Genomic DNA, 11,452 nt, shown 5'->3' with positions numbered 1-11,452 from the left:
CTGGGTCGTGGCACGCCACGACGCGGCGGCTCGCGCCTTGCCGGACACGATTTGCGGTCTCCAACGCGGCGTTCGCATGAAGTATTAACAGGCCCTAGGCGCGGACGGGCGGGCCGGCGCGTTCGTTGCGCCGGCCGCGCGTCGAACGCTCAGGCCGGGCGGAAGACGGGGAGTGCGATGTCCTCGGCCATGTCCTCGAAATCCACGCGCACGGCCTGACCGATGGCGACACTGTCGACATCGTCGGTACGGACGTTCGAGAGCATGCGCGCGCCCTCGTTGAGGTCGATCAGCGCGACCACGTAGGGTACGTACGGCTTGAAGCCGGCGCCCGCCGGACGGCGCGACACGGTCCAGGAATAGATGGTGCCGCGGCCGCTGAGTGTCTCCCAGGACAGCGATTCGCTGCCGCAGTGCGGGCAGACGGCGCGCGGATAATAGTGCACGCGCCGGCAGTCCGCACAGCGCGGCAGCGACAGTTCGCCCTGGCTGGCGGCCTTCCAGAACGGCGCGGTCGCCGGATCGGTGATCGGGACCGGGCGGCTCGGGGTGGATGCGTCCTGACTCATCTCGATGCTCCTTATCGGTTGCTCAGCACGCAGGTCGCGGTGCTCGACAGGCCGCCGCCAGTGCCGTTGACCAGCGCGGTGGTGGCTTTGTCCAGCTGGCGCTCGCCGGCATCGCCGCGCAGCTGGCGGACCGCCTCGAACAGCAGGAACATGCCGTACATGCCGGGGTGCGAGCACGACAGGCCGCCGCCGCTGGTGTTCATGGGAAAGGCGCCGCCGGGGGCGATGCGGCCGCCGGAGACGAACTCGCCGCCTTCGCCCGGCTTGCAGAAGCCCAGGGCCTCGAGCGTGAGCAGCACGGTGATCGTGAACGAATCGTAGATCTGGACGACGTCGAAATCGTCCTGGGTCACCCCGGCCATCCGCATCGCCGCGGGGCCGCTGTGGGCCGCGGGCGTGGTGGTCAGATCCGGCATGCTGTTGATGGTCCAGTGCGAGACCGATTCGCCGTAGCCACGCACATAGACTGATTTCTTGCGGGCTTCGGCGCCGAGTTTGTCGGGCGTGGTCACGACAACGGCGCCGCCGCCGTCGGTGACCAGGCAGGCGTCGAGCTTGTGCAGCGGGTCGCTGATCATCGCGCTTTCCAGCACGTCGTCGAGGCTCAGCTCGTCGCGTTTCGTGGCGGTCGGGTTGAGCTGGGCCCAGCGCCGGGCGGCCACCGCGATTTCGGCGAGCTGCTCGGAGGTTGTGCCGTATTCGTGCATGTGGCGATGGGCGGCGAGCGCGTAGCTGCCGATGGGGGTGAGCAGGCCGAAGGGCGAGTCGAACTGCATGTTCAGATGCGGCGGCTTGCCGGCCAGATTGCGACCGGAGGCGCTGCGCTGGTCGCTGGCATAAGTGATGACGGCCACGTCGCAGTAGCCGCGTTCGATCGCCATGGCGGCATGGGCCACATGGGCGTCGAAGGCCGAGCCGCCGATGTTGGTGCCGTCGATGAACCGCGGCTTGATGCCCAGGTGCTCGACCACCGACAGCGGCATCAGGGTGCCCGCGCCGGGCATCCCCCAGAGGCCGGCGGTCAGTACGCCGTCCACGTCGGCCATGGTCAGGCCGGCGTCGGCGACCGCGCGGGTGGCGCATCGGGCCTGGACGTCGAGTACGGAGACCGGCTCGGCGAACACGCCCTTGTCGAGGCCGGCTTCGGAAATGCCGGCGATCACTACCTCTCGTGTCATGCGATGTCTGCCTTGCTCTCGGTGGGCGCGAGCGCGCGACGGGATCGCGCGGCTCGGCGTGTGCGAGTTGACTGTATACCGTATTCATCCCCAAGCCGTAAAGTCGCGACCATGCCCCAGCCGTGTCGAGCCGGGCTTTGTGCGGCCTTACGTGGCGACCGCGCGCGCCTGCGTCGATGGTCGACTTGCCGCGCAGCGGCCGACCGCACAGTATGGGTCGGAGTCACACGCCTGTTCGAGACGGAGTTACGCATCCATGGTCAACCTGAGTCCTGTCGCACTGGTTCTGATCGTCGTCGCCTGCGCGGTCGTCGCCCTGCTGGTCGGTTATTTTCTGGGCAGCCGTTTCGGCGGCAAGAAATCGGTCGCCATGCGCGAGGCCCAGGAAAAGCACGACAGCTACAAGAACGACGTGCGCGAGCACTTCGAACAGACCTCGGCGATCATGTCGCGGATGGTCGAGGACTATCGCGACATGTATCAGCACATGGCCGAGGGTGCGGAGAAGCTGGCCGACATCCACCCCGAGCGTCAGGTCACGCCGCCGCCGCGGCCCGAGGCGATCACCCGGGACGAGGACAGCGAGGCATCCGGGGAATCGGCCGCCGGACCCGAGGACAAGCCGGCGGCGGCCGCGGGCGACAGCCGCGCGGCGACCGACGCGCCGCAGTCGGACGCCGGGCCCAAGACCGAGGCCAGGGCGCCCAATCGGGACGCGGTCATGAAGAGCGACTCCTCCAACGATCGTCCCTGGAACAAGGAGGGCGGTCGCAAGCGCTACGGTCTGGAATGATCGCCGCCGCGCGGCCCCGCCCGGGTTGCGCCGGGGCCGCGATGCTGTTCTGATTCCGGCCGACCCCGTGTCGGCCGGCCTCGTCCGTCGGCCGGCGGCGGGCACTTGGCATCGTGCGAGGAGACCGGTCTTGAGCACCCCATATGGCAACCATCAGCTGAGCATCTACGCCGGCGGCCTGAAGGGCCGTCGCCCCGATCTGCCGCTGCGCTACGTCGATCTCGAGGCGCGCGCTCGCCAGATGCTGTCCGACGAGGCCTACTGGTACGTCGCTGGGGGCTCCGGCGAATCTTCGATGACTGCCAATCGGGACGCCTTCGACGGCTATCGGCTGGTCCCGCGCATGCTCACCGACATCAGCGTGCGCGATCTCGGCCGCACCGTGCTGGGCAAGCGCCAGCCGACGCCACTGATGATCGCGCCGCTCGGCGTGCAGGAGATCATCCACGAGCGGGCCGAGCTGGCGGTGGCCGAGGCCGCTGCGGCCGTCGACGTGCCGATGATCCTGTCCACCGTGTCCTCGTTTGCGCTGGAGGAGGTCCGTTCGGCGCTCGGCGCGACCAGCGGCTGGTATCAGCTCTACTGGCCCAACGACGACGCCCTGGCCACGAGCCTGGTCCAGCGCGCCGAAGCGGCGGGCTACGAGGCGATCGTGATCACGCTCGACACCAAGATGCTGGCCTGGCGCGAGCGCGATCTCGAGGGCGCGTATCTGCCGTTCCTGCAGGGGCAGGGCCTGGCCAACTACTTCAGCGATCCGGTATTCCGGGCGGGGCTGGAACAGCCGCCGGAAGCCGATATGCGGGCGGCGGTCAAGCACTGGTCGAACGTGTTCGCCGCGCCCGCACGCACCTGGGAGGATCTCGCCCGCCTGCGCGCGGCCACCGATCTGCCGCTGGTGCTCAAGGGCGTGCTCCATCCGGAGGACGCGCTCGCCGCGCGTGCGGCCGGCATGGACGGCGTGATCGTGTCCAATCACGGCGGCCGCCAGGTCGACGGCAGCATCGCCGCGATCGACGCGCTGGCGGGCGTGGTCGATGCGGTCGGTGACCAGATCGACGTGCTCTTCGACAGCGGTATCCGCCGCGGCGCCGACGTCCTCAAGGCGATCGCGCTGGGCGCTGATGCGGTGCTGGTCGGGCGCCCCTACGCCTGGGGGCTGGCCTGTGACGGCGCGGCCGGTGTCGAGGAAGTGCTGCGGCGTCTGCTGGCCGACACTGACCTCTCCATGGCGCTGTCCGGGGTGGCGCGTCTCGACGACATGAGCCGTCGGTCACTGCAGCAGCCGTTGCCCGCGGGGATGTAGACGCCCCGCGAACGGCTGCCGACGGCGCGTCAGATCCGGCTGATGGCGGCCTGAACGTTCTGCACCAGATACTTCAGCCGCGGGCCGACCTCGCTTTCCAGCCGATCGGGGGCGAGCAGGAAGGAGGGCGCACCGCAGTTGAAGGCGAAGACGTCGCCGTTGGTTGTTTCAATCAACGGAACCCCGACCGCGTTCACTTCCTTTTCCCAGTCGCCGACCGTGGTCACGAAACCGTGGGTGGCGTACTGCTCGCAGGCGGTCTCGATACCGCGCCGAACTGCCGGCCATTTCTCCGGCCCCGTGCGTTTTTCCAGATGGGTCATGAGATAGCCGCGCTCGACTTCCGGAAGCGCGGCGAGAAAGGCGCGTCCCATGGCCGTGGTGGCCAGCGGAATGCGAGAGCCGATATCGAGACGCAGCGTGACTTCGCCGCTGGCGCGGCGATGGTCGAGATACATCATCGACAGCCGTTCGCGCGCCCCCAGCGCGACCGAGGCGTTCACCTCCTCGGCCAGATCCTGCATGTAGGGGCGGGCGATCTGGCGGATGCCGAAGTTGGCCAGGGTCGCGTAGCCCAGCGCCAGCACGCCCATGCCGAGCTGGTAGCGCTCCAGTTCCTTGTTGTAGGACAGATAACCGAGCTTGGTCAGGGTATAGGTCAACCGCGTGACCGTCGGCTTCGGCAGGCCCGTTCGGCGCGCGATCTCCTGATTGCCCAGCAGGTTGTCGCGTGGCTCGAACGCGCGCAGCACGTCCAGCCCGCGGGCCAGGGCGGTGACGAATTTCCGGTCTTTCTCGGCACCGGCCGGCTGGTCGGGATGTTCTTTCATTTTATTCTGCTATGCGAAACTTTAGCGGCTAATCCGACAATTTGGCTTTTCCATGCCGGACTGTCAACCGAAAATGCATTGCAATGGCCGTGCCGGGCCGTGCTCTAGGGGTGTAATGCTAGGCGTCGAGGCGTTGACTGGCATGCCGCTGGATGGTCTCGACCATGGAATAGAGGCCGTTTCGGCGGTTCATGGTGATGTGCTGCTCGAGATTGAGATCGGCGAACAGCGCATTGATGTCGGTATCCACGATCTGCCGCGGCGTCTTGTCGGAATAGATCATCAGCAGCACGCCGATCAGGCCGCGCACGATGTGGGCATCCGAGTCGCCGCGGAACCGCAGCGCGCCGCTGTCATCGGCCTCGTCGGCGACCAGCCAGACCTGGCTCATGCAGCCACGCACGCGGGTGGCCTCGGTGCGCTCCTCGTCGGCGAGCGGCTCGAGCTTGCGGCCAAGATCGATGATGAAGCGATAGCGCTCCTCCCAGTCCGGCAGCATCTCGAAGGTGGTCTTGAGTTGCTCGATCTGTGGGTCCATGACACCCGGGCCTGCGATGGGAAACCAGTGTGTGGTGAAGCATTGGGGCAGCGGCGGGGTCAGTCAAGCGGTCGGGGCGTCGATTCCGGCCCGTCGACCAGCGGGCCGACATTCTGCTTGGTCAGTCCCTGATTGATCGCCAGCCGGACGAGATCCGCCACGCTGTCGGCGGCCAGCTTGTGCTTGATGCGCACGACATAGTTCGATACCGACTTGTGCGACAGTGAGAGGGTGGCCGCAATCCGCGGATTGCTGTGACCCTCCACCAGCAGCTGGAACACTTCGAATTCCCGCGCCGACAGCGTTTCCACCGGCCCGGCGTCGATGGAGAGCTCGCTCAACGCGATGGCCTGCGCGATATCTTGGCTGAGATACACGGAACCTCCTAGAACGCGCTCGATGCCCTCTATCAGACTTTCCGGCGGGCTCGTCTTGGTGATGTAGCCGAGCGCACCGGCTTTCAGAGCACGTGTGGCGTAGGTTGGCTCGTCGTGCATCGTAAACACCAGTACGGCGGTGTGGCCGCGGTGTGCGCGCACGCGGCGGATGATCTCCAGGCCGCCCATGTGCTCCATGGAGAGGTCGAGTATCACCAGTCGCGGTGCATGGGCTCGAAACAATCGCCAGGCCTCCTCGCCCGTGGCGGCTTCGTGGCCCACGTGGTACCCGGCGTGTGTGAGCAGTTCGCGGCATCCGCGACGCACGATCTCGTGATCATCGACCAGCAGTAGTGATGGGTTCATGTCGGCCCCGTGGCCCGGCGACGTGAATCGGCGGGGCTGTGTTCGATCGACAGCGACGATAACCGAAGAACCCCCGGGATATCTTCCCGATCCGAGCCCCGATCCGGGTATGCGGAAACGCCGTGCCGCTTTCGATGTCTGCCGGCGTCATGTCCGGTTTCGCAGATGGGAAAAAACCTCAATTCGGATGGGAAATAATGTATTCGTTCTGAGTGCTTTGCGAGGACAGAAGCAGGGTGCCGCGCCATATCGCTGAGCGCCGGACTGTCTTATACCTATATAGGCGTCAACGCGCCGATTCCGGTGCAGGCCAGACAACATCACAGAACAAAGCGAACGAGAGGAGAGAAGCGATGCCACGAACGAGGCGCATACCGGTGCGTCGGGGCGCACTAGCCCTGGCGGCCACCGCCATTTACGCGCTCGCCGCTCCGGCGGGGGCCAACGACAAGCTTCAGGAACTCGCGGCCAGCCAGGAGAACTGGCCGATGCAGTGCAAGAACTACGACTGCAATCATTTCAGCGAGTCCACCCAGATCAATGCCGACAATGTTGAGAATCTGGCGCCCGCCTGGTCGTTCTCGACCGGCGTGCTCAACGGCCACGAAGGATCGCCGATCGTCGTGGACGGCATGATGTATATCAACGGGCCGTTTCCAAACAATGTCTTCGCACTCGATCTCGACGATCCCAACGAGATCGTGTGGCAGTACAAGCCCAAGCAGGACCCCGCGGCACGCTCGGTCGCCTGCTGCGACGTCGTCAATCGTGGGTTGGCTTACTATCCGGGCGACGGCGAGACCCCGCCGCTCGTGATCGAGACGCTGCTCGACGGCCATCTGTTGGCACTCAATGCCGAGACCGGCGAGATGTACTGGAAGCTCGAGGTCATGGACCCCGCCGTGGGGCAGACGCTCACGCAGTCGCCGTACGTGGTCAAGGACAAGGTCATCGTCGGTTCGTCGGGGGCCGAGCTCGGCGTGCGCGGCGTGGTCACCGCCTTCGACGTCAAGACCGGCGAGCAGGAATGGCGGGCCTATGCCACCGGGCCGGACGAGGATCTGCTGCTCGCCGACGACTTCAACGCCGCGAATCCGCATTACGGCCAGGAGGATCTGGGCGTGAAGACCTGGGAAGGCGATGCCTGGAAGATCGGCGGGGGCACCAACTGGGGTTGGTATGCCTACGATCCGGAAGAGGATCTCGTATACTACGGTTCCGGCAATCCGGCGCCTTGGAACGAAACCATGCGTCCGGGCGACAACAAGTGGACCATGTCTATCATGGGGCGCGACCTGGAGACGGGCGAGGCCAAGTTCGCTTACCAGAAGACCCCGCACGACGAGTGGGACTACGCCGGCGTCAACGTAATGATGCTCTCCGAACAGGAGATCGACGGTGAGAAACGCAAGCTGCTCACCCATCCCGACCGCAACGGCATCCTCTACAGCCTGGATCGCACCAACGGTGATCTCGTGCGGGCCGACAAGATGGACGACACCGTCAACTGGGTGAAGCACGTCGACATGGAGACCGGCATTCCGGTGCGCGACCCCGAATACGGAACGCGCATGGATCATCGCTCGAAGGGCATCTGTCCGTCGGCAATGGGTTATCACAACCAGGGCGTGGACTCTTACGATCCCAACCAGCAGTTGTTCTTCATCGGCATGAACCACCTGTGCATGGACTGGGAGCCCTACATGCTGCCCTACCGTGCGGGCCAGTTCTTCGTGGGCGCCAACGTCTGGACCTATCCGGGGCCGAAGGGCAACCGCGAGGAAGGCACGGGTTCCGGCCAGGTCAAGGCGTACGACGCCAAGACCGGCGATTTCAAGTGGTCGGTCATGGAGCGCTTCGCGGTCTGGGGTGGCACCACCGCCACCGCCGGAAATCTGGTGTTCTACGGAACGCTGGATGGATTCATCAAGGCCCGCGATTCGCGTACCGGCGAGCTGCTGTGGAAGTTCAAGCTGCCTTCGGGCGTGATCGGCCATCCGATGACCTATATGCATGACGGCACCCAGTACGTCGGCATCAACTACGGCGTCGGCGGCTGGCCGGGCGTGGGTCTGGTCTTCGACCTGAACGACCCGTCCGCGGGCCTCGGTGCGGTGGGGGCGTTCAAGGAGCTCGCCAACCACACGCAGATGGGCGGCGGCTTCGTCGCCTTCTCGCTCGACGGTGAGAGTCCGTATACCAAGGACATCAACACCGGCGAATACCAGGCGAACCCAGGCTCTGGGGACAGCGATAGCGGATCGGCTGCGGCCGATGGCGGAAACGACGACCGTCAGGCCAGCCGCTAGCGCGAGTCAGCGGAGAACGGACGGCGGGCGTGGCGCGCGTCCGCCGTCTTCCCCAACCATCCGGAGTTTGCAATGAAAGCGTTAACCAAGCCGTTGGGCGCCGGCCTCGTGGCTGTGACCTGTCTGATCGGGCCATCCTGGGCGCATGCCGCCAATAGCGAGCCGCTGCGCATCTGTGCGGCGGCCGATGAGCTGCCCTTCTCGAAGCAGGGCGGCGACGGTTTCGAGAACGAGATCGCGAAGATAGTCGCCGACGGCATGGATCGGGACGCCCGGTTCGTCTATGTCGATGAGCCGGGTATCTATCTGGTGCCCAACTATCTCAAGAAGGACAAGTGCGACGTCATCACCGGCGTCGATGCCGACGATCCGCGCGTGGCCACAACCGACCCCTATTATCGGTCGAGCTACGTCTTCGTGTACCCGAGCAACGAAGACATCGAGATCGACTCCTGGGACAGCCCCGATCTCAAGCAGATGACGCGTTTCGCCATTTCGCCGTACAGCCCGGTCGAGCCGAAGCTGCGGGACATGAACAAATGGGACGACAACCTGAACTACATGTATTCATTGATCGGCTTCAAGTCGCGACGCAACGAGTACGTCCGCTATGACCCGCAGACGCTGCTCGGCGAGGTGGTCGACGGCAACGCCGATGTCGCTATTCTCTGGGCACCGGAGGTGGCGCGCTACGTTCAGGCCTCCGATCAGCCGCTGGCGATGGAGCCCGTGCCCGATACCACGACACGTCGTGGTGAAGCGCTGCGGTTCAGCTACGCGCAGGCCATGGCGGTCCGGGAGGACGAGACCGAACTGAGGGATGCGCTCAACCAGGCACTCAAGAAAAAGCACGACCAGATTCGTGCGGTGCTGGAAGACGAAGGCATTCCTCTGAATGATCTCGATGCCGCCAGTCGTGCCGCGGCCGGCGCGGCGCAAGCGACAGGAGCCTCATCTTGATGATTCATCGACAGTATCGTCTATCGGCCCGAGTGATCCTCGTTCTGGCCACGTTTCTCGTCGGCGTCGCGACCATCGCTGCCGCGGCGGAAACGTTCCGCAATACGGTCGATGGCTCCGAACTCGACCTGTCCAAGGCCCAGGCCGGAGAAAAGCCGGATGCGGTCGAGACGTTCGAACAGACGGGCAAGAACCCGTTGAACGGCGATGAGGGGTCGATCGAGAAAGGCAAGGAAGAATTTCTAGTGGCCTGTGCGGGCTGCCATGGCCATCACGCCAAGGGCAAGCTCGGTCCGTCGCTCATCGACGATTACTGGACCTATCCAGCGAATGCCGAGGACAAGGGTCTGTTCTCCACCATATTCGGCGGCGCCCGGGCGCAGATGGGACCGCACTACATGTCCATGACCAAGACCGAGATGCTGGAGACGATGGCGTTCCTCCGCGACATCTATGAAGGCAAGGCCTCCAAGGCTGAATGGCTGGACCTGGAGGGCAAGAAGGCCCTGATCAAGGAACGGAAACGCGATCAATCGGAGGGCGAGGGCGACGCCTAACGCGTTTCAGATCGCTCGAATGCGTTGATAAACGACAAAAACCAAGGCGAACGAAGGAGAGTCAATCATGCGAAACCGTCGAATCATCATCGGTGCGACGCTGGTCGCGGCTGGCGGTCTGCTCGGTACGGGGACGGCGCTGGGCTACGACGGCACCAATTGCGAAGAGCCCGGAATGTGCTGGGAGCCGAAACCGGGTTACCCGGAAAAGATCGAGGGCAGCAAGTACGACCCGAAACACAGCGAAAGCGAGCTCAACAAGCAGCAGGAATCCATACGCGGCATGGAGAAGCGTAACGCCATGCGCGTGAAGCACTTCAAGGAGACCGGCGACTGGGTGTACGACACCGATGAGCTGGAGCTGCAACAGGCCATGGACGAAGAACAGAGCAGCAGCTGACGCAGCGCGCGCTCTGTGCGGCGCGGCCCCGATCCCGTATCGGGGCCGTTTTCTTCCGGGCTACGGTGCTGTCCCGTCAATCTCGTATGGAAACGCGCGCGAAACGGCGTGGCTGGCAAGGCCCTAAAGCGAGTCGTAGCGAAGACTATGGCGAGCTGTCGCCACGCCGCCAGCGGCGTCGTGTGACGCGCAAACGTCGGGGTTGCTTGCGGGACGGGGCACAAGGTCCGCGACATCGGATTACGCTTATGCAAGGGGATAGTCGCCTCGCGGACTGGCGCGCCCGTGCGCTGCGCCTCGAGGAACAGGTCAACAGTGTGATGGTGAGCCAGGCGTATGCCGTCCGCCGCATGCTGATCGCGGTCTTCGCGCGTGGCCACGTACTGCTCGAAGGTGACGTTGGCGTTGGCAAGACCACGCTGCTGCGGGCCATGGCGCGCGGTCTCGGCGGCGGCTACGAGCGCCTCGAAGGCACCGTCGATCTCATGCCGTCCGATCTGGCGTATCACACCTATATCGACGAAGACGGCAAGCCGCGCGTCGAGCCCGGGCCGGTATTACGCCACGGCGAATCGCTGGCCACGTTTTTCTTCAACGAGATCAACCGTGCCCGGCCGCAGGTGCACTCGCTGCTGCTGCGGTTGATGGCCGAGCGTTCCATGAATGCGTTCAACCGGGAGCACCACTTTCCGCACCTGCTGGTATTCGCGGATCGCAATCGTGTCGAGCGCGAGGAAACGTTCGAGCTGCCGGCCGCGGCCCGCGACCGGTTCTTCATGGAGATCGGTATCGCCGCGCCGGAAACGCGCGAGGCCCGGCGCGCGCTGATGTTCGATCCGAAGTTCCACGACGCGGACGCCTTGATCGAAAGTGTCGACAAGGGGCTGGTCGATTACACCGCGCTCAACGCCTTCGCGAGCGAACTGCAGAACGCGATCAGCGTCAGCGAAACCCTCCAGAACTATGCCCTGGACCTCTGGCAGGCCATGCGCGATCCGGCCGCCGCGGGCATCCAACTCGAGGATGTCGACGTCAACACGCTGATTGCCGGTGGCGGCAGTCCGCGCGGCATGAGCATGATGATCCGTGCGGCCCGCGTGAACGCCTGGCTCGCCGAGCGCGACATGGTGGTGCCCGAGGACATACGCGCCGTGTTCGCCGAGACCGCCGGCCACCGCCTCTTCTTCAATCCGATCTACGAGCTGCGGCGCGATGAGATCATCGGACGGTTGCTCGACGCGGCGCTCGCCCGTATCGCCGCGCCGTGAG

Annotated in this window: 12 protein-coding genes; 7 read left to right on the top strand and 5 right to left on the bottom strand. The window is 65.1% G+C overall.

Annotation, left to right across the window (positions count from 1 at the left end; genetic code table 11):
* Positions 1-149 precede the first annotated feature (149 nt).
* Both SAHL_RS11150 and SAHL_RS11145 read right to left on the bottom strand, forming a co-directional pair.
* Positions 150-569: a Zn-ribbon domain-containing OB-fold protein gene (locus SAHL_RS11150; protein WP_123591492.1), complete on the bottom strand. Its 420-nt coding sequence runs from the start codon at positions 567-569 to the stop codon at positions 150-152.
* Between the two features lie 11 nt (positions 570-580).
* Positions 581-1,747 carry an acetyl-CoA acetyltransferase gene (locus SAHL_RS11145; protein ID WP_123591491.1) on the bottom strand — a complete coding sequence of 389 codons (1,167 nt, stop codon included), beginning with the start codon at positions 1,745-1,747 and terminating at the stop codon, positions 581-583.
* A gap of 256 nt (positions 1,748-2,003) precedes the next feature.
* On the opposite strand from SAHL_RS11145, the gene SAHL_RS11140 reads away from it, so the two are divergent.
* Together SAHL_RS11140 and SAHL_RS11135 are read left to right on the top strand one after the other, a co-directional pair.
* Positions 2,004-2,540, top strand: a complete 537-nt coding sequence (locus SAHL_RS11140; RefSeq protein WP_123591490.1) for a Z-ring associated ZapG family protein — start codon at positions 2,004-2,006, stop codon at positions 2,538-2,540.
* Positions 2,541-2,670: 130 nt separating this feature from the next.
* A complete protein-coding gene (locus tag SAHL_RS11135) occupies positions 2,671-3,846 on the top strand; it encodes an alpha-hydroxy-acid oxidizing protein (protein ID WP_123591489.1) in 1,176 nt (391 codons plus the stop codon).
* A gap of 29 nt (positions 3,847-3,875) precedes the next feature.
* Here the strand turns inward: SAHL_RS11135 and SAHL_RS11130 are convergent, their stop codons facing one another.
* The 3 genes from SAHL_RS11130 to SAHL_RS11120 all read right to left on the bottom strand — a co-directional run bounded on the left by SAHL_RS11130 (position 3,876) and on the right by SAHL_RS11120 (position 5,957).
* Complete coding sequence (locus tag SAHL_RS11130) at positions 3,876-4,676, bottom strand: IclR family transcriptional regulator (protein WP_123591488.1); 801 nt, start codon at positions 4,674-4,676, stop codon at positions 3,876-3,878.
* Positions 4,677-4,794: 118 nt separating this feature from the next.
* Positions 4,795-5,214: a SufE family protein gene (locus SAHL_RS11125; protein ID WP_123591487.1), complete on the bottom strand. Its 420-nt coding sequence runs from the start codon at positions 5,212-5,214 to the stop codon at positions 4,795-4,797.
* 59 nt (positions 5,215-5,273) lie between these two features.
* Complete coding sequence (locus tag SAHL_RS11120) at positions 5,274-5,957, bottom strand: response regulator (RefSeq protein WP_123591486.1); 684 nt, start codon at positions 5,955-5,957, stop codon at positions 5,274-5,276.
* Positions 5,958-6,310: 353 nt separating this feature from the next.
* Between SAHL_RS11120 and SAHL_RS11115 the strand changes: the two genes are divergently transcribed.
* The 5 genes from SAHL_RS11115 (at position 6,311) to SAHL_RS11095 (ending at position 11,451) form a co-directional block, all read left to right on the top strand.
* Positions 6,311-8,266 carry a methanol/ethanol family PQQ-dependent dehydrogenase gene (locus SAHL_RS11115; RefSeq protein WP_123591485.1) on the top strand — a complete coding sequence of 652 codons (1,956 nt, stop codon included), beginning with the start codon at positions 6,311-6,313 and terminating at the stop codon, positions 8,264-8,266.
* Between the two features lie 72 nt (positions 8,267-8,338).
* Positions 8,339-9,226, top strand: a complete 888-nt coding sequence (gene moxJ / locus SAHL_RS11110) for a methanol oxidation system protein MoxJ (RefSeq protein WP_123591484.1) — start codon at positions 8,339-8,341, stop codon at positions 9,224-9,226.
* Positions 9,226-9,783, top strand: coding sequence for a cytochrome c(L), periplasmic (gene moxG / locus SAHL_RS11105; protein ID WP_123591483.1), 558 nt, complete (start codon positions 9,226-9,228; stop codon positions 9,781-9,783). Before moxJ ends, moxG begins: the two co-directional genes overlap by 1 nt.
* A gap of 67 nt (positions 9,784-9,850) precedes the next feature.
* Entirely contained in the window at positions 9,851-10,183 is a 333-nt protein-coding gene (locus SAHL_RS11100) for a methanol dehydrogenase [cytochrome c] subunit (RefSeq protein ID WP_123591482.1), read from the top strand.
* 248 nt (positions 10,184-10,431) lie between these two features.
* Positions 10,432-11,451: an AAA family ATPase gene (locus SAHL_RS11095; protein ID WP_123591481.1), complete on the top strand. Its 1,020-nt coding sequence runs from the start codon at positions 10,432-10,434 to the stop codon at positions 11,449-11,451.
* The last annotated feature ends 1 nt before the right edge of the window (position 11,452 follow it).

This window comes from Salinisphaera orenii subsp. halophila YIM 95161, from assembly GCF_003732545.1.
Classification (GTDB): domain Bacteria; phylum Pseudomonadota; class Gammaproteobacteria; order Nevskiales; family Salinisphaeraceae; genus Salinisphaera; species Salinisphaera orenii_A.
This window is presented reverse-complemented; position numbering and strand designations above follow the sequence as displayed.

Coding starts and splice junctions, on each gene's coding strand:
- SAHL_RS11115 (WP_123591485.1), top strand. CDS start 6,311: ATGCCACGAACGAGGCGCATACCGGTGCGTCGGGGCGCACTAGCCCTG.
- SAHL_RS11150 (WP_123591492.1), bottom strand. CDS start 569: ATGAGTCAGGACGCATCCACCCCGAGCCGCCCGGTCCCGATCACCGAT.
- SAHL_RS11140 (WP_123591490.1), top strand. CDS start 2,004: ATGGTCAACCTGAGTCCTGTCGCACTGGTTCTGATCGTCGTCGCCTGC.
- SAHL_RS11125 (WP_123591487.1), bottom strand. CDS start 5,214: ATGGACCCACAGATCGAGCAACTCAAGACCACCTTCGAGATGCTGCCG.
- SAHL_RS11130 (WP_123591488.1), bottom strand. CDS start 4,676: ATGAAAGAACATCCCGACCAGCCGGCCGGTGCCGAGAAAGACCGGAAA.
- SAHL_RS11095 (WP_123591481.1), top strand. CDS start 10,432: ATGCAAGGGGATAGTCGCCTCGCGGACTGGCGCGCCCGTGCGCTGCGC.
- moxG (WP_123591483.1), top strand. CDS start 9,226: ATGATTCATCGACAGTATCGTCTATCGGCCCGAGTGATCCTCGTTCTG.
- SAHL_RS11145 (WP_123591491.1), bottom strand. CDS start 1,747: ATGACACGAGAGGTAGTGATCGCCGGCATTTCCGAAGCCGGCCTCGAC.
- moxJ (WP_123591484.1), top strand. CDS start 8,339: ATGAAAGCGTTAACCAAGCCGTTGGGCGCCGGCCTCGTGGCTGTGACC.
- SAHL_RS11120 (WP_123591486.1), bottom strand. CDS start 5,957: ATGAACCCATCACTACTGCTGGTCGATGATCACGAGATCGTGCGTCGC.
- SAHL_RS11100 (WP_123591482.1), top strand. CDS start 9,851: ATGCGAAACCGTCGAATCATCATCGGTGCGACGCTGGTCGCGGCTGGC.